This is a genomic window from Cryobacterium sp. (assembly GCF_026786305.1).
In the GTDB taxonomy this organism is placed as follows: domain Bacteria; phylum Actinomycetota; class Actinomycetes; order Actinomycetales; family Microbacteriaceae; genus Cryobacterium.
Genome location: NZ_JAJAYI010000050.1, coordinates 1 through 17,730 on the forward strand (window position 1 = coordinate 1; position 17,730 = coordinate 17,730).

Genomic DNA, 17,730 nt, shown 5'->3' on the forward strand with positions numbered 1-17,730 from the left:
CCAGACGGGGATGCCGCCGGGCGAGCTCCTCCGGCCCGAGGCCCAGCCGGGTCGCGGCGCCGGGCGCCAGGTTGTCGCCGAAGACCTCGGCGCCCCCGGCCCCCCCCGGGGGCCCCCCCCCCCCCGGGGGGGGGGCCGCCCCCCACCGCAGCCAGGAACGAATTTTGCGCAACTGGGCGCTCAAGGATCGCGATCGCGCCAAGGTGCGCCTACTGCTGAGCTTTGACGCCGAACAGGCCGCCCTGTTCGACGTGCCCGACCCCTACTATTCCGACGATGCGTTGTTTGACGCCGTATTAGGCATGATTGAAAGGGCAAGCCATGCACTTGTGAAACAACTTGCACCCGCAATTCGACAGGGAGTCCGATGAGTCACCTACCCGTACAGGTTCTGAGCCCGCTAGATGGCCGCTACCGAGCCGCCGTTTCCGATCTGGGTGAATTCCTGTCCGAGGCCGGTCTCAACCGTGCCCGTGTGCGCGTGGAGGTGGAGTGGCTGATTACCCTCACGGACCGCAGTCTATTTGGTTCCGCGCCCCTCGCTGCCGAGCAGAAGCTCGCCCTGCGCGCCCTGGTGACCGACTTCGGCCAGGCCGAGATCGACGAACTGGCCGAGCTTGAGGCCACGACCCGCCACGACGTGAAGGCCGTCGAATACCTCGTGCGTCGACGCCTCGGCACGCTCGGCCTCGACCACATCAGCGAACTCACCCACTTCGCCGCGACCAGCGAAGACATCAACAACCTCTCGTACGCCCTGACCGTGCGTGACGCCGTACAGACCGTCTGGCTGCCCAAGCTGCGCCTGGTCATCGAGGCTCTGCGCAGCAATGCGCTGGAATTTCGAGCGGATTCGATGCTGGCCCGCACCCACGGGCAGCCCGCGACGCCGACCACCATGGGTAAAGAACTCGCCGTGTTCGTCTACCGCCTGGAGCGTATCGTGGCTCAGATCGACACCGGCGAATACCTGGGCAAGTTCAGCGGCGCCACCGGCACTTTCGCCGCCCACGTGGCCGCCGAACCGTCCGTCGATTGGCCAGCCGTCTCACGCGAGTTCGTCGAGGGTCTCGGTCTCGGCTGGAACCCACTGACGACCCAGATCGAATCGCACGACTGGCAGGCTGAGCTGTATTCGCGTGCTTCGCACGCGAATCGTATTCTGCACAACCTGGCCACCGATATCTGGACCTACATTTCCATCGGCTACTTCCGCCAGATTCCGCAGGTTGGCGCCACCGGCTCCTCGACCATGCCGCACAAGATCAACCCGATTCGATTCGAGAACGCCGAGGCGAACCTCGAGCTGTCCTGCGCCATCCTGGACTCGCTCGCTGCCACTCTCGTGACCAGTCGGCTACAGCGCGACCTCACCGACTCCACCACGCAGCGCAACATCGGGGTTGGCTTTGGGCATTCCCTGCTCGCGCTCGACAATATTCTGCGCGGCCTCGGCGAGATCGACATTGATCGTGCACTTCTCGCGAGCGACCTCGACTCCAACTGGGAGATTCTGGGTGAGGCGATTCAGACCGTGATTCGCGCTGAGGTCTCGGCTGGACGCTCGTCGATCGAAGATCCCTACGCGCTCCTGAAGGAGCTGACCCGCGGTAAGCGCATCACGAGCGCCGACCTGGCAGCTTTCGTCTCTGCCCTTGACATCGGCGCCGCCGCCAAGACCCGGCTCCTGGCACTGACCCCGGCAGGCTATGTCGGCCTCGCCGACCCCTTGGTCAACTACCTGCCCTAGTGCCGGTCCACTCTGTGAGGGGGTTCAGTGCCCGTGACCAGTGCATCGAGGTCGACGGCACCACTCTCTACAAGCTGGATTCCGAGCGGCCACGTGTTTGCGTAGCGGAGCACTCCGCTGTGCGAGATCTCACGGTTCTGAATCCACGAGACGGGAAGCTCGACCGTGTCCTTGCTCATCCCAACGAGAATTGCCCGGCCACCCGGCCGCACCGCGAGTATTCCGGCCTGTACTGCCACGCCACCGCCGATGCATCGATGAACGCGTCGATGAACGCATCCACGTCCAGGCTATCGACCGCGTCGACGAGCGGGTCGACGAGCGGGTCGAGTGCGATCGTCGCCCCGTGTTCGAGGGCGAAGGCCCGACGGTCAGCGTCCACATCGGCGATGTAGATCTTGGTCGCACCGAAAGCGCGCGCAGTCTGCGCCATGATGACCCCGATCGGGCCTGCGCCGGCAATGAGCACTAAGCTCCCCGGGCGAATGTACGCGCGCTTGCAGGCCCCAATACCGACCGAGAGAGGTCCGACGAGCGCCGCCGCTTCATCGGAGATGCTATCGGGAATCGAGTGGGCGGAGTCCGATATCGACGGCTGGACACTGCCGAACGGCCAATGGAACAAACCCCAAGCCTGGATCTCAAGATTGGGCGCCCTCCAGCAGGGCTTGCGTCGCCGGCAGTTATCACGGCGTGAGACACCGTGGCGGTGCGGGTTGAGGACGTGTTAGTGACCGTTCTGCTCGTCCAGGTCGGTCTGCTCCGACGCGTTGGGTTTCATGCCGAGCACGAGCATCGCGATCACCACGAGCGCCACGATGAACGTCACGCCGAGCCCGATGACCGACAGCATCGGTTCGCGCGTGGTGAGCAGAATGGTCACCCCAACGAACAGGGCCATCCCTCCGGAGATTGCGAGTAATTCCGCTGGCTTCAAACGATCGGATCGGCTGGGCTGGTGCGCCGGGTCGGGGGTATCAGGAGTCTTTTTGGTCACAGGGAGTCCGAATCATTGGGTGCGACGTTCGCGGGTGTGCTGCGGCGCTGTCGGGGTGCGTCCCACTTGAGGGAGAGCCCGGCGATGGGCAGAAAAACGACGAGAAAGACCAGATAGGCGCCGAACAACCCGACCGAGACAACCGGGTTGGGCGGAAGCAGCAGAAAGAGCAGGGAGAGTACCGCACCGCCAATGCCGGTGAATAGCCAGTCTTTGGCCGGCAGGGGGCGTTTGCGCACCCGGATGCCGGCATAGATTTCAAGAACACCGGTAACGGCACCCCAGACGCTCACCACGAACAGGAAGAAACCATGGCCACCGGCGTGAAAACCGAGGGCTATTGCACCGATGATCATGCTCACGATGCCCTGGATGAGGAACAGGCTGCGGTCGGTGGTCACGGTCAGTGTACGCGGGCCGGCCAGCACGAGCAGCAGGCCGCTCGCGAGGGCGAATGCGCCGAACACGAGCAAACCCAGCTGGGCGGAGTGATCCCGATTGAACGTGATGATGACCGCGGGAACCACGGCGATCAGGGCGCGCCCGACGGGTACGGACCAATAGCGGGGCCCGACGCTTGATGGTGCCTGGGCGTTCGCCACGCACGACCTCTTTCGTTGCAAAATTTGTCAGCCCCAGTCTACGCGGCGACTCGACGGCGCATCTGCGAGCCGGCTGCACGCGCTCGCTCCCTCGCTGAGCGAACTACCCGACGGCCACCATGTCGGCAAAGCGGGAATAGTGGCCGTGGAAGGCGACCGTGACGGTGCGGGTCGGGCCGTTACGGTGCTTGGCCACGATGAGGTCGGCCTCGCCGGCGCGCGGGTTGTCCTTCTCGTAGGCGCTCTCACGGTGCAGCAGAATGACCATGTCGGCGTCCTGCTCGAGCGAGCCCGACTCGCGAAGGTCGGAGATGGCCGGCATCTTGTCGGCGCGCTGCTCGGGACCACGGTTGAGCTGGGAGAGCGCGATGACCGGAACCTGCAGCTCCTTGGCCAGCAGTTTGAGCGCCCGCGAAAACTCACTGACCTCCTGCTGGCGCGACTCGACCTTCTTGCCGCTGGTCATGAGCTGTAGATAGTCGATGATGACCATTTTGAGCCCGACGCGCTGCTTGAGCCGACGACACTTGGCGCGAATCTCCACCAGGGTCATATTCGGACTGTCGTCGATGTACAGCGGTGCATCGTTGATGCGCCCGCGCGTGGCGGCAATCGTGGTCCAGTCGCGGGCCTCAACGGTGCCCTTGCGCATGCTCTGCAAAGGAACGGATGCCTCCGCCGCGAGCAGGCGCATCGCAATTTCACTCCGCCCCATTTCGAGCGAGAAGAAGATGCTCGGCAGGTTGTGATGGATGGATGCCGAGCGCGCGAAGTCGAGGGCGAGCGTGGATTTACCCAGCGCCGGGCGAGCCGCAACGATGATGAGCTGGCCGCCGTGAAACCCGTTGGTGAGTTCGTCGAGGTCAGCAAAGCCCGTCGGGACACCGCTCATCTGGCCGTCTTTGAGCTTGGCGGCCTCAATTTCTTCGATGGCCGCCGTTACGGCATCGGTGAGCGGAACGTAATCCTCGGTTTCGGTGCCACCAGTGACGGAGTAGATCTCGGCCTGGGCCGTGTTCACGAGATCGAGCACCTCGCCCTCGCCGGCGTAGCCCAACTGGGCGATGCGCGTGCCGGCCTCGACCAGACGGCGTAGCAGCGCGCGTTCGGCCACAATGGTCGAGTAGAAGCCCGCGTTGGCGGCGGTGGGCACCAGGCTCGTCAGGGTGTGCAGATAATCGGCACCGCCGGCTCGGGAGAGCTCGCCGACCTTGGTGAGCTCATCGGTGACAGTGATGACGTCGGTCGGCTCGCCCTGGGCGTAGAGCGAGAGAATCGCGTCAAAGATGATCTCGTGCTTGGGGATGTAGAAGTCGCCGCCGCGCACGGTTTCGACGACGTCGGCGACAGCGTCTTTGCTGAGCATCATTCCACCGAGGGCGCTCTGTTCGGCCAGGAGGTCGTGGGGCAGGGCTCGCTCCGACTTCCAGGCTTCAGCGGGCCGTTCGCCGCGTTTCTGGTCGAGCGCGCCGCCGCGCGCGGGCGAACCGTACTCATTTGACGCTGGCTGGTTGGCTAGGCCCAGGTGAGCGATCGACACTCCGCACCTCTTTCTCTGTTGTGAATATAGGTGTATCAGGACCCACCGACACGGGACGTGACGCACCAGCCTGAACGAGATGCCGGCACTGGATCACCCTAAGGAGCCACTAGCACCCTCCACAAACACCCCTGTGGATAACTCTGTGGATAATCTGCGCGAAACGCCGTAGAGATTGTGCAGAACCTGTGGACTCGCCTGTGGACAAACTTTAAAACTGTGCAAATAAAATGTGTTTGATCAGCTATTTAAGTTCTTCACACGGGTGTGTATAAAGTAACTTCAATCAACCCTTGAACCTTGTCGATACGAATGCTCACCTGTGCACAAAACCAGGGGGTCAAGGCCCAAAAAACGGCTCTTAACCTCCAATAGCGGAGGGTTCCTTTCGGAACCCCCCGCTATGGGAGTAGCAAGCCGGCGAGCCCTGTGGCGCCGGACCTACTGAGGTGCGATGCTACTTGGCAGCGACGACCACGAGGGTGATCGTGGCACTGAGCTCGTCGCGAAGACGAACCGTGGCCGTGTGCTCACCGGTCAGCTTGATCGCAGTGAGCTCAATCTTGCGCTTGTCGACCGTGCCGAGACCGGCGGCTGCCACGGCGTTGGCCACATCCGTGGTCTTGACCGAACCGAACAGGCGACCGCCAGCACCGGCCTTGACGACCAGGGTGACCTTGGTGTTCTCAAGCTTGACCTTGAGCGCCTCGGCCTCTTCAAAGGTGGCATGCTCGCGCGCTGCGCGGGCTGCCTTGATCTGCTCGATCTGCTTCTCGCCACCGCGGGTCCACGCAACAGCGAAGCCCTTGGGAACGAGATAATTACGAGCAAACCCGTTCTTGACGTCTACGACGTCGCCGGGTGCACCGAGGCCGGAGACCTCGTGCGTCAGAATCAATTTCGACATTTGGTTTCCTTACCGGCCTGAGCCTGCGTAGGGCAGCAAAGCCATTTCGCGGGCGTTCTTGACGGCACGGGCGATGAGGCGCTGTTCCTGCACGGAAACGCCTGTGATGCGACGGGCGCGGATCTTTCCGCGCTCGGAGATGAACTTGCGCAGGGTGGGGACATCTTTGTAATCGATGACACCAACCCGAATCGACTTCGCAGGAGCGGCGTTCTTGCCACCCTTAGCGCCGCGAAGCGGCTTGCGGCGGTCGCCGCTCGACTTTCCAGCCATGATTTCCTTACTTTCTTAAAAGGTGTGAGCTACGCACGCGGCGTGGCTTAGAAGGGGGTCTCGTCGCTGAAGTTACCGGGACTGTTCCAGACGTCTCCGCCGGATGCTGCGGGTGCAGCAGACTTGGCGGGGGCGCTGGGTGCCCACGGCTCATCATTGCCCGGGCCACCGGCAGCGGGAGCGCCGCTGCGAGGGCCGGACGACTGCGCGCGAGTGAGGGACGCGGTGGCGTAGCGCAGTGAAGGACCAATTTCGTCGATCTCGAGCTCCATGCTCGTGCGCTTTTCACCCTCCTTCGTCTCATACGAACGCTGCTTGAGACGCCCGGAAGCGATGACCCGCGACCCCTTGGTCAATGAACCTGCCACGTGTTCGGCGAATTCACGCCAAACGCTCGCACGCAAGAACAGCGCGTCGCCATCTTTCCACTCGTTGGCCGCACGATCGAACGTGCGCGGAGTGGAAGCGATGGTGAAGTTGGCAACCGCCAGCCCGTTCTGCGTGTAACGCAGTTCCGGATCGCTGGTGAGGTTGCCCACCACGGTGATTACGGTCTCGCCAGCCATGGGCTACTTGTCGCTTGCCTTGTCGGCGACAGCGGCCGGAGCCGGAGTAGCCTTGGCAGCAGCAGGCTTGGCGGCAGCAACCTTCGCGGCCGGAACCGCGGTGGAGGCGGCGGTAACCAGCGGGGAAGCATCGACCTTGGCAGCAACCGGAGCAGCAGCGGCCGGAGCCTCGACCGCCTCGGTCACGGCAACGACGGGCTTCGCGGCAGCGGCAACCTTGGCGGCCGGAGCGGCAGCCGCTGCAGCAGCAGCGTCGGCCTTGGCAGCGATGACCTTCGGGTTGGCAGCCTTGCGGGCGGCCTTCTCTGCGGCCAACTTGGTTGCCACGACGACCTGGGCGATGCCCTCTTCGGCGCGGAGTACCTTGGTGCGCATGACGGCCTCGGAGAGCTTCAGCTGGCGGTCGAGCTCGACCGTGGCTGAGGCGCTTGCGGTGAAGTCAACGACGGCATAAATGCCTTCGGTCTTCTTGTTGATCTCGTATGCGAGACGACGACGACCCCAAACATCAACCTTGTCAATGGTGCCACCATCGTTGCGAACAACGTTGAGGAACTTGTCAAGGCTGGGAGCTACGGTGCGCTCATCGATCTCGGGATCGAGGATAACCATAAGTTCGTACTGATGCATGACTAACCCACCTCCTTCGGACTAAAACGGCTGCAGACTTTCTGCAACAGGAGGGTTGTGCATGTGCTGAACGCGGAGGCCGGGAATCCGGCACGCGGGCAACCTGCCCAGACTACCGGATGCCGAGGCTGTGCGCCAGTCGATGCGCCCGGCACCCTCAGGACCGAGCAACTCACGCAGATCAAGCCGAACAGCACCAGTGTGTCGTGAAATTCCGGCGTCGAGGGCGGGGTCGGCGTCATCCGTGCACGAGTCCGGCGATCCTGACCTGTGGAGGAGTGGGACTACTGGGTCAGAGTCGCATTGGCGGCATTCTGCGCGTCCCGCACACCATGATCCACAACGGTGCGACCGAGGAAGACCTCGTCGAGAAGTGGCCGCATGGCGTTCTCGGCGGCCGGCCACCCGGCTCCCCGCGGCGCCGGAGCTGTTCCGGCGGCCAACACGTCGTAGAACGGGCTGATATCCACCGTCTTGGCGGCCCAGTACTGCGCGTAGGCGGGCTGCGCGGCCAGCACGGCCGGGGCTGCCGCACCGGAGGCTCCGATGAACTCGGATCCGGCGGCGCTTCCCAACCAGTCCAGCACCCGCTGAGTCTGGGCCGGATGCTCCGACGCGGCATTGCCGGCGGCGGCGATGCCATCGACACCGCTGATCGCACCGGCGGGACCGCTGGGCAGTCGCACCACGCCCCAATCGAAGTTCGCTCCGGCGCTCACATTGACGAGGTTGTACACACCGCTCTGAAACAAAGCCATTTTGCCCTGCAGAAACTGCTCCCGGCTGAAGTCGCCATTGGTGTTCGTGTCGGCGGCCGACGGGGAGACGTGCCACTTGTTCATGAGGTCGACGAGATACTGGAAGGAGGCGACGCCCGCATCGGATGCGAAAGCGTACTGGTTGGACTCATCCTGAAACTGGGCACCGCCGGAGGCGAGATAATTCAGGACCATCGCTTGCAGGTCATAGCCAGCGTTGTAGCCGTATTGGCTCAGATTGGAACCGTCAAACTCGGCGCTGTCGGCCGTATTGCCGTTGTAATCCTTGGTCAGCTTCTGCAGCACCGCAATGAGGGTGTCATTCTCCCCGGTGGGATCCCAGGTGAGTGCAGACACGTCCTCGGGGGTCAGACCGGCGTCACGGAGCAGGTCGGCGTTGTAGTAGACCGCGATGCCGGGGTCGGCCAGCTGCGGCACGCCCCAGAGCGTGTCATCTCGGGTGTATTGCGCGACCACGGCCGGATCCCAGCCAGCTTGGGCATCCGCTGAAGTGGCGGTTGTGATGTCGAGCAGCGCGCCCGCGTCGGCGTAAGCCGGGTAGCTGCCACCATCAACCCAAAAAACGTCAGGGGCGCCCTCACCGGCCACATCGGTGCGGAGCTTTTCGAAGTAGTCGCCCCACGGCACGATCTCAACGTCGACGTGAATGTCGGGGTTACCCTGTTCGAAGTCAGCAAAAGACTTCTCATAGGCGGCGGCAACCTGTTCATCCCAGAGCCGCACGGTCACGGTGGTGGCATCACGGGAGGATTCCGATTCGGAAAAGTTCAGGGCGGCAACGGCCCCGGTGATAACGAGCAGTGCGGCGGCGGCGCCGGCGGCAATGATGGTGGAACGCTTGGCCATGATGTCCTTTATTGACGGATCGAACCTTCCCCAGTGAACCAGCCTACGCAGATCCCGCGATGGTGATCCACCGCACGAAGCTGCGCTGGAAGATGAGAAACAACACAAGGAGCGGAACCAGGGCGAGCGTGGTGGCCGCCATCACGAGGGTTCAATTGCCGTTGAACTGGCTGTGCAGGCTCGCAATGGCCACGGTCACAACCCGCCATTCGGTGCCCGTCGTAACCACGAATGGCCACCTGACACTGTTCCAGTGACTCACGATCGTGATGAGGGTCAGGGTGACAATAATCGGCCGTGACAGCGGCACAACACTTACGACCGGCGGAATCATCAGGGTCGAGAGATACCCCAAAACAGCGCTCGAAGGCCGGGAAAATCTGTCCGGGCGAAGACGCCGGCCGACTCTACTGAACTCGCTTCGCCCGCCACTCCACCAACCGGCGGGTGGCTTCTTCCTCGCCGAGCGGACCGTCATCGAGCCGCTGCTCAAGCAGATAACGGTAGGCCTCGCCAACCTCGCGCCCCGGTTTCATCCCGAGCACGGCCATGATCTGGTCACCGTCAAGGTCGGGGCGCACAGCGCCGAGCTCTTCCTGCTCAGCCAGGATGGCAATGCGCTGTTCGAGGTCGTCGTATGCGAAACCAAGCCGGTCCGCCTTGCGCCGGTTGCGGGTCGTGACGTCGGCACGGGTCAGAATATGCAGCCGTTCCAGCTGTTCCCCGGCGTCGCGCACGTACCGGCGCACGGCGGAGTCGGTCCAGGCACCCTCGGTGTAGCCGAAGAATCGCAGGTGCAGCTCGATCAGGCGAGCAACGGCGTTGATGGTGTCATTGTCGAAACGCAGGGCGCGCAGTCGTTTCTTCGCCAGCTTCGCCCCGACCACGTCGTGGTGGTAGAAGCTCACGATTCCGCCCGGTTCGAGTTTGCGGGTGGCCGGCTTGCCAATGTCGTGCAGCAGGGCCGCGAGGCGCACGATCAGGTCGGGAGCCTGAAGGTTGCCGCGTGATGTCTCGTAGCCCATGGCCTGCTCGAGCACCGTGAGGGTGTGCTGGTAGACGTCCTTGTGGTGGTGATGTTCGTCGATCTCCAGCCGTAGGCCGGGAATCTCGGGCAGCACGATCTCGGCCAGACCCGATTCCATCAGCACCTCGATGCCGGCGCGCGGGTCCATCGAGACCAACAGTTTCGACAGTTCGTCACCGATGCGTTCGGCCGACACGATACGGATGCTCTCCCGCATCTTTTCCATGGCCAGTGCGGTGTCCAGATCCAGGGTGAAACCGAGCTGGCCGGTAAACCGGGCCGCGCGCAGCATCCGCAGCGGGTCGTCTCCGAAAGAAACCTCCGGAGTGCTCGGCGTGCGCAGGCGCTGCGCCAGCAGGTCATCAATACCGCCGGCCGGATCGACCAACGTCAGCTGGGGCAGTCGCAGGGCCATTGCGTTGACGGTGAAGTCCCGGCGCAGCAGATCCGGTTCCAGGCTGGTGCCGAACACCACATCGGGCTTGCGGGTGGTGCCGTCGTAGCTGTCGGCGCGATAGGTGGTGATCTCCACGGTCTCGCCGGCAAGGCTGGCGCCGATCGTGCCGTAGGCCCGGCCGATATCCCACTGCGCTTTTGAAAGTGGCTTGACGAGCGCGAGAATCTGATCCGGTGTCGCATCCGTGGTGAAATCCAGGTCGTGCAGCGGCCGGTCCAGGAACGCATCGCGCACCGGACCACCGACCAGGGCCAGCTCGTGGCCGGCCGCCGCAAATGCGTTCGCCAGATGGGACACCGTGGGAGTGGCAGCCAGGTCGCCCAGTCGTGCGAGGGCTGCCGCGACGCTCTGCATATGCCCCATATTAGTTGCCAATGCGGGGCGCGCAGTCCCGGTGCAGGCGGCTCTGGGCTGGCACGCCGTAGAATCCCCCTATGGTGGCCGAGTCAGATTCCGCGCATCGGCCCGCGCTCACGGCCGCCGCGTGCACTGCCGTGCCCCCAACCCTGCGCACGCAGAGCCGTCGACGGTTGCGGCCGATCACGGCGTTTCTGGTCGGATTCCTGACCCTGGCGTCGCTGGTTTTCGCGCCAACACTCGCCCTCACCTCGGCCCAGGCTGACACCAAGAACAGCACCGTTGACGGTGTCGCCACCGCTACTGACGCCGTCGAGGTCACCGTTTCACCGACCAATGCGCCGGAGCTGTCCCCCGGTCAGGACCTTCTCCTGACGGTGACCGTTCACAACAACACCGACGCGGCCATTCCGCTCGGTCGAGTCGATGTGTACCTCGCGGATCTCGCGCTCACCACCCGAGCGGCGCTCGATTCCTGGCTCCGGCCCGATGAGGACGCAAATTCCGGCGAGCAGCTGGTCAGCGTGCGGACGGCAGGAATCATTCCGACCGGTACCAGCACGAGCCTCTCCATCACGGTTCCGGCTGATTCCGTCGGATTGACCGACCAGAACGCATGGGGAGCGCGTGGAATCGCCGCGATTCTCATCGCGGATGACGTGGTTCACGCCGAGGGCCGGGGCACGTTCGTCTGGTCGCAGAGCAGCGCGATCACCCCGGTCGGGCTCGCGTCCATCCTGCCGATCACGACCCCGGAAAGCACGACCGGCCTGATCACATCCAAGGCACTCGAGTCGTACACGAGCTCGGTTGGCCTGCTCTCCCGCCAACTGGATGCCGCAATCGATGCGCCGACGACAACGATCGCGATCGATCCGCAGATCATCGCCTCCATTCGCGTGCTCGGCACCGCCGCTCCCGCGTCGGCCGTGGCCTGGCTCGACCGCCTGGCCGGTGCGAGCAATGATATTTTCCCGCTCAGCTACGCGGATGCCGACATCGCGCTGCAAGCTCAGGCCGGTGCAGCGACGCTACTCGCGCCCACCTCATTCGACCCGGCGATCGATCCGAGCCGGTTCGTGATACCCACCGCCACGCCGAGCCCTGAAGTTACCACCGAGCCAACCGATGTGCCCACAGTCAGCTCGCGCACCCAGACTGAAACCACACCGTCGCCGTCGCCGTCGCCAACACCGACACCGACACCGACACCGACACCATCGCCCACGGTGGAGCCGGGCGCAACGGTCATTCCCACGACCAGTGACCTCTTGGCCTGGAACTATACGAGCACCGCGATCGGCTGGCCGGCCGCCGGGCAGGTCGCCCGCACCGATCTCAACGTCTTTGCCGCGAGCGGCCTGACCACCACCATCCTCTCCAGCGGCAATGTGGAGCAGTCCGACTTCTTCACCCCGAACACCGCCGTCACCCTCCCGACCGGACTGGGCCTGGTGAGCGACACCGTGCTCTCGGCGGCGATCCGGGCCGCCGCCGAAGCCACGACCGAGGACGACTGGCGGGTGAACGTCTCCGAGGCGGCCGCGCTGCTGGCCATCGTGTCCGCGGAGAACCCCAATTCGGTGCGCACGCTGCTGGTCACGTTCGACCGCAGCAGTGCGACGAGCGCGACCCGGGTCGGTCAAACGCTCGCGGCCCTCGACACGACCGCGTGGTCGAACGCGGCCCCGCTGCAGTCGGCTCTGGATTCCACACCGGCAACCACGGTGAGCTTTCAGGACGAAGCGATCGATAGCAAGCGGGTCACGCTCGCACGTTCAGTGTTGGACCGCGAGGGTGCGATCGCCGAATTTTCCACCATCCTGGCCGACCCCGTGGTGGTCACCGCTCCGGCGCGACTCGACCTACTGGCCCTTCTGGACACCTCCTGGACCTCACCGGAGTCAGGCTGGGAAGACCAGGTCCGGGCGAGCCTCGCCGCCTCCTTCGACCTCATGCACGCCGTAACCGTGACCACTCGTGGGCCGATCATCGTCGTGGGCAGCAAGGTCGACCTGCGCATCACGCTCAACAACGCTCTGGACCAAGCCGTCACCGTGCGCGCCGAGATCGTGCCGTCCAACGGACGACTCGTTGTCGGTGAGACCCTGGAGACCACCATTCAGCCCAACTCCGCGCAGGCGGTCTCGGTGCCGCTCAGCGCGGCCGTCGGTAACGGCGACGTCGTCTTGCGGGTCACCCTGTTCACCCTGAACGGCACCCCGCTCGGCCAACCAGCGCCCATTGACGTCAGCGTGCGCGCCGACTGGGAAGGAGTGGGCGCAAGTATCTTTGCGATCCTCGTGGTCGGCTTCTTCGGTTTCGGCATCTGGCGCAATATCGCGCGCCGGCGCCGGGAACGCGCCAGTGAGGCATCCGCTTCTGCCGCACAACAGAAGCTGGCCGCGGTGGAACCCGATGTCTGATACCAGCACCACTAACGGCGGTATCGGGCGGGCCAGCGCTTTTCTGGCTTCCGGCACGATTGTGTCGCGCATTCTCGGCTTCATAAAGCTCATCGTGCTGGCCGGCATGATCGGCCAGCTCGGCGACAGTGCCGACGCGTTCGCTCTGGCAAACCAGCTGCCGAACACCGTCTACGTCATTGTCGCCGGTGGCATTCTCACGGCCGTGCTGGTGCCGCAGATCGTGCGGGCCAGTGCGCACCTCGACGGCGGCACCGCCTATATCAACAAGCTACTGACCCTGGCGCTGTCGATTCTCGCCGTGACAACGGTTGTCGGCACCCTGCTCGCGCCGGCCATCACTGGGTTTATCGGCATCAACCTGCCAGCCGACCAGAAGAGTCTCGCGGTCGCGTTGGCCTACTGGTGCCTGCCACAGATGTTCTTCTACGGGCTGTACACGCTGCTCGGTGAGGTGCTCAATGCCCGCCGCATGTTCGGCCCATTCACCTGGGTACCGGTGCTCAACAACGTCGTGGCCATCGTTGGCCTGCTCATTTTCGGCGCACTGTTTGGGGCCGATGCCACCGGCGAGCGGGCGGCTGGCGAATTCACCCCGGCCATGATCGCGCTGCTGGCTGGCAGCGCCAGCCTCGGTGTGATCGTGCAGGCCGTGGTGTTGTTCTACTTCTGGAAGCGCATCGGCCTGCGCTTTCGTCCCGACTTTCACTTTCGTGGTGTAGGCCTCGGCGCCGCCGGCAAGATGGCCACCTGGACCTTCGGCATGCTGATTCTGACCACCATTGCCGGGGTCGTCGAGACGCAGGTCGTATCGCTCGCGACCGGTGAGGCGTCCATTGCGGTGCTCGCCACCGCCTGGCTGATCTTCATGCTGCCGCACTCGGTCATCACCGTCTCGGTGGCTACCGCCTACTTCACTCGCATGAGTGAGCATGCGGCACTCGCGAAGTTCGATTTGGTGCGATCGGATGCCTCCTCCGCGATACGAGGCACCACGCTCATCATCGTGATCGCCACCGCCGTGATCGCCGTCTGCGCGTATCCGTTCGCCGCCGTGTTCGTGGCGCCGTTCGATCAGATCCAGGGCATCGGCAACGTGATAATCGCCTTCATGCTCGGACTTGTCGCATTCTGTATCCTGTTTGTGCTGCAACGCACCTTCTACGCCCTCGGGGACACCCGAACACCATTTTTCTTCACCCTGTTCCAGGTCGTGCTCATCGTGCTCGGGGTGCTCGGCTGCGCCCTACTGCCGGTGCAGTGGATTGCCGTCGGTATCGCTCTGGTCATCACTGTCTCCGGCGTGCTGCAGTGCGTGCTGGCGGCGCTGCTGCTGCGCCGCCGACTCGGTGGCATCGACGGCCGCCGCATCGTGCGCAGCCTCGTGAAATACCTCGCCGCAGCGATCATTCCGATCGGCTTGGGCGTGACCCTGCTGTTGATTCTGGGGGGAACCGTTGAGGGCGGTTTTGCCGTCGACTCGCGCCTGACCGCCATCGCCTCGATGCTCATGATCGGTCTCGTGATGTCTGCGGCCTACTTCGGACTACTCCTGGTCCTGCGCAGCGCCGAGCTCACGGCCTTTTTGGCGCCTCTGCACCGACGCTTCGGCCGGTAAGGTGCCCCCGGCCTGCCGCGCGGCTGCAGGAACCCGTGAGCGCCGCAGGTTGGTTCTGCCTAGCTGGGTGCGGGCTGCGTAAGCTGGGAGGGACCGGAATAGCATCCGATTAGGATGTGTTGTATCGAAAAGTGAGTCGGGATTCTGCCCGTCTTGCCCACCACTGCAAGGAGTGTGCGCGTGCGTCAGATCATCATCATCGGTTCCGGACCGGCTGGCTACACCGCGGCGATCTATGCCGCCCGAGCCAACCTCAAGCCGTTGGTTATCGCCAGTTCGGTAGAGGCCGGCGGTGAATTGATGAATACGACCGACGTCGAAAACTTTCCCGGTTTTCCGGAGGGCGTTCAGGGACCCGATTTGATGACCAAGATGCAGGAGCAGGCCGAGCGCTTCGGCACCGAGGTGGTCTACGACGATGTCGAGTCGGTGGACCTGTCGGGCCCCATCAAGACGGTGACCCTCGGCAACGGTGACGTGGAGCAGGCCCTCACTGTGATCTTCGCTGCCGGTTCGGCGTACCGCAAACTCGGTCTCAGCGACGAAGAACGCTTGTCCGGTCGTGGTGTCTCCTGGTGTGCCACCTGCGACGGTTTCTTCTTCAAGGGCAAGGAAATCGCCGTCATCGGCGGCGGCGACTCCGCGATGGAAGAAGCCACGTTCCTTACCCGGTTTGCGTCCAAGGTGCACGTCATCCACCGCAAGGGCGAGCTGCGCGCCTCCAAGATCATGCAGGAACGTGCCTTCGCGAACGACAAGATCGACTTCATCTGGAACTCCGAGGTCGTCGGCATTACCGGCGCCGACGCTGTCGATGGTCTCACCCTGCGCGACACCGTCTCGGGTACCGAGAGCAGCCTTGCTGTCGGCGGCGTGTTTGTGGCGATCGGCAACGACCCGCGCACCCACCTCGTGCACCACCAGCTCGACCTCACCCCCGAGGGCACAATCGCCGTGGCGGGAAGGTCAAGCCTCACCAGCCAGGCGGGTGTCTTCGCCGCCGGCGACGTGATCGACTCGAGCTACCGTCAGGCCATCACCGCGGCCGGCTCCGGCTGCGCGGCCGCACTCGACGCCGAGCATTTCCTCAGTATCCTTCCCTCCGCCTTGCTGGCCCAGGCCGGCGACACCGAACTCGTACCAGTCAACTAAGGAGCACCACATGACCGCACGATCCGTCACGGAAGCCAACTTCGATCAGGAAGTCATCAACAACGAGAAGACCGTACTGGTGGACTTCTGGGCCGAGTGGTGCGGCCCCTGCCGCGCCGTCAGCCCGATTCTCGACCAGATCGCGGCCGAGAACGCCGACAAGCTCGACATCGTCAAGCTCAACGTCGATGAGCACCCCGCTCTGGCCGCCAAGTACCAGATCACCTCCATCCCCGCGATGAAGGTCTTCCAGAAGGGCGAGGTCGTCAAGACCGTCATCGGCGCCAAGCCAAAGCCGCAGCTCGAAAAAGACCTGGCCGACTACCTGGTCTGACCAGCTCTCACCCGAGAAAACCCGCCCGTCACCGACCGCGCGGGTTTTCTCGTACCCGGTTCCACACCCCATACGATGAAGACGACAGTAGAACGGACGCGACGTGACAATTCAGGGTTCCACTCAGGCTGGTTCCACTCAGGCTGGTAACAACCTCGACCCGTGGTACCACCACTATGCCGAACGAGCCGCGGGACTCAAGGCCTCTGAGGTGCGCGCGCTCTTCGCCGTGGCCTCACGCCCCGAAGTGGTCTCCCTCGCCGGCGGCATGCCGTACGTCGCCGCCCTGCCGCAGGACCTCGTCATCAACGCCATGGATCGCGTCATGCGCGAAAAAGGCACAACTGCCCTACAATATGGCTCTGGTCAGGGATTTCCCGTGCTGCGTGAGCAGATTCTCGACGTTATGGCGTTGGAGGGAATCAAAGCCAATGCCGACGACATCGTCGTCACAACCGGCTCCCAGCACGCCCTCGACCTGGTGAGCAAACTTTTCCTGAACCCCGGCGACGTCGTGATATCCGAAGGCCCGAGCTACGTCACCGCCATGGTGATCTTCAAGTCGTACCAGGCCGAGGTCGACCATGTGCCGATGGACGAGAACGGCCTGATCCCAACCGCACTGATCGAGCACATCGCTGCCCTCAAGGCCGCCGGTCGCACCATTAAATTTCTCTACACGATCCCAAGTTTTCATAACCCCGCTGGCGTCACTCTCAGCTGGGAACGCCGCCTGGAGATTCTCGAAATCTGCCGCTCGAACAATATTCTCGTTCTCGAGGACAATCCCTACGGCCTGCTCTACTTCGACACGCCGGCACCGGATGCCATCCGCTCGCTCGAGGCGGGCGGCGTCGTCTACCTCGGCACGTTTTCCAAAACCCTCGCCCCTGGTTTTCGGGTCGGCTGGGCGCTTGCCCCCCATGCCATCCGTGAGAAACTCGTGCTGGCCAACGAGGCTGCTGTGCTCTCCCCCAGCTCCTTCACCCAGATGGTCATTTCGGAATACCTCTCTACCGCCGACTGGAAGGGACAGATCAACACCTTCCGCGGCGTCTATCACGAGCGTAAGAACGCCATGCTCGCCGCACTGGATGAATACCTGCCGGGCCTCACCAAGACCAATCCCACCGGCGGATTCTACCTCTGGGTAACACTGCCCGAACGGCTCGATTCCAAGGCCATGCTTCCCCGTGCGGTGAAGGAGCTCGTCGCGTATACGCCGGGAACGGCGTTCTACGCCGATGGTGGCGGGCGCCAGAACATGCGCCTCGCCTTCTGCTACCCCACCCCCGACAACATTCGAGTCGGTATCCGTCGTCTTGCCACGGTGATTCAGGGTGAACTCGATTTGCTCGACACCTTCGCCGGTACGGGCTCACTCGGCGCCGCACCGGACCGCCTTGGCGCCAAGAACCAGCGTTACGCTGGCCCACCGGCCAATATCTCCTAGACTCGCCTCCTAATCC

15 protein-coding genes and 2 pseudogenes are annotated in these 17,730 nt (G+C 63.8%); 7 read left to right on the plus strand and 10 right to left on the minus strand.

Annotation, left to right across the window (positions count from 1 at the left end; genetic code table 11):
* Positions 1–71: 71 nt before the first annotated feature.
* Both LH475_RS05210 and purB read left to right on the plus strand, forming a co-directional pair.
* Positions 72–371, plus strand: a complete 300-nt coding sequence (locus LH475_RS05210) for a hypothetical protein (RefSeq protein ID WP_366145587.1) — start codon at positions 72–74, stop codon at positions 369–371.
* The gene (gene purB / locus LH475_RS05215) at positions 368–1,750 is read left to right on the plus strand and encodes an adenylosuccinate lyase (RefSeq protein ID WP_297413048.1); all 1,383 of its coding nucleotides are present in this window, start codon (positions 368–370) and stop codon (positions 1,748–1,750) included. The genes LH475_RS05210 and purB overlap by 4 nt, the downstream gene beginning before the upstream one ends.
* Positions 1,751–1,925: 175 nt before the next feature.
* Here the strand turns inward: purB and LH475_RS05220 are convergent, their stop codons facing one another.
* The 10 genes and pseudogenes from LH475_RS05220 to LH475_RS05265 all read right to left on the minus strand — a co-directional run bounded on the left by LH475_RS05220 (position 1,926) and on the right by LH475_RS05265 (position 10,728).
* Entirely contained in the window at positions 1,926–2,375 is a 450-nt protein-coding gene (locus LH475_RS05220) for a zinc-binding dehydrogenase (RefSeq protein WP_297413049.1), read from the minus strand.
* A 102-nt stretch (positions 2,376–2,477) separates the two neighbouring features.
* Positions 2,478–2,747: a hypothetical protein gene (locus LH475_RS05225; protein WP_196842946.1), complete on the minus strand. Its 270-nt coding sequence runs from the start codon at positions 2,745–2,747 to the stop codon at positions 2,478–2,480.
* Positions 2,744–3,349: a hypothetical protein gene (locus LH475_RS05230; protein ID WP_297413050.1), complete on the minus strand. Its 606-nt coding sequence runs from the start codon at positions 3,347–3,349 to the stop codon at positions 2,744–2,746. The genes LH475_RS05225 and LH475_RS05230 overlap by 4 nt, the downstream gene beginning before the upstream one ends.
* A 103-nt stretch (positions 3,350–3,452) precedes the next feature.
* Positions 3,453–4,757: pseudogene (gene dnaB, locus LH475_RS05235) on the minus strand (replicative DNA helicase); the annotation flags it as partial.
* Between the two features lie 589 nt (positions 4,758–5,346).
* Positions 5,347–5,796 (minus strand): 50S ribosomal protein L9, encoded by a 450-nt coding sequence (rplI, locus tag LH475_RS05240; protein ID WP_092110565.1) that lies wholly within the window; start codon positions 5,794–5,796, stop codon positions 5,347–5,349.
* Positions 5,797–5,805: 9 nt separating this feature from the next.
* Positions 5,806–6,069, minus strand: coding sequence for a 30S ribosomal protein S18 (rpsR, locus tag LH475_RS05245; RefSeq protein WP_035835236.1), 264 nt, complete (start codon positions 6,067–6,069; stop codon positions 5,806–5,808).
* Positions 6,070–6,116: 47 nt separating this feature from the next.
* On the minus strand, positions 6,117–6,635 hold the full coding sequence (locus tag LH475_RS05250) for a single-stranded DNA-binding protein (protein WP_196842944.1): 519 nt from the start codon (positions 6,633–6,635) through the stop codon (positions 6,117–6,119).
* Positions 6,636–6,917: 282 nt separating this feature from the next.
* Positions 6,918–7,265: pseudogene (rpsF, locus tag LH475_RS05255) on the minus strand (30S ribosomal protein S6); the annotation flags it as partial.
* Positions 7,266–7,549: 284 nt separating this feature from the next.
* On the minus strand, positions 7,550–8,890 hold the full coding sequence (locus LH475_RS05260; protein WP_297413051.1) for a sugar ABC transporter substrate-binding protein: 1,341 nt from the start codon (positions 8,888–8,890) through the stop codon (positions 7,550–7,552).
* Between the two features lie 407 nt (positions 8,891–9,297).
* Positions 9,298–10,728 (minus strand): CCA tRNA nucleotidyltransferase, encoded by a 1,431-nt coding sequence (locus LH475_RS05265; protein WP_196842942.1) that lies wholly within the window; start codon positions 10,726–10,728, stop codon positions 9,298–9,300.
* A gap of 80 nt (positions 10,729–10,808) precedes the next feature.
* Here LH475_RS05265 and LH475_RS05270 point away from each other — a divergent pair, with 80 nt between their 5' ends.
* The 5 genes from LH475_RS05270 to LH475_RS05290 all read left to right on the plus strand — a co-directional run bounded on the left by LH475_RS05270 (position 10,809) and on the right by LH475_RS05290 (position 17,714).
* Positions 10,809–13,157, plus strand: coding sequence for a DUF6049 family protein (locus LH475_RS05270; RefSeq protein WP_297413052.1), 2,349 nt, complete (start codon positions 10,809–10,811; stop codon positions 13,155–13,157).
* Complete coding sequence (locus LH475_RS05275; RefSeq protein WP_297413053.1) at positions 13,150–14,775, plus strand: lipid II flippase MurJ; 1,626 nt, start codon at positions 13,150–13,152, stop codon at positions 14,773–14,775. Before LH475_RS05270 ends, LH475_RS05275 begins: the two co-directional genes overlap by 8 nt.
* Before the next feature lie 180 nt (positions 14,776–14,955).
* On the plus strand, positions 14,956–15,927 hold the full coding sequence (trxB, locus tag LH475_RS05280; protein ID WP_196842939.1) for a thioredoxin-disulfide reductase: 972 nt from the start codon (positions 14,956–14,958) through the stop codon (positions 15,925–15,927).
* A gap of 10 nt (positions 15,928–15,937) precedes the next feature.
* Complete coding sequence (gene trxA / locus LH475_RS05285; RefSeq protein ID WP_092110604.1) at positions 15,938–16,261, plus strand: thioredoxin; 324 nt, start codon at positions 15,938–15,940, stop codon at positions 16,259–16,261.
* Positions 16,262–16,364: 103 nt separating this feature from the next.
* A complete protein-coding gene (locus tag LH475_RS05290; protein WP_297413054.1) occupies positions 16,365–17,714 on the plus strand; it encodes a PLP-dependent aminotransferase family protein in 1,350 nt (449 codons plus the stop codon).
* Positions 17,715–17,730 lie beyond the last annotated feature (16 nt).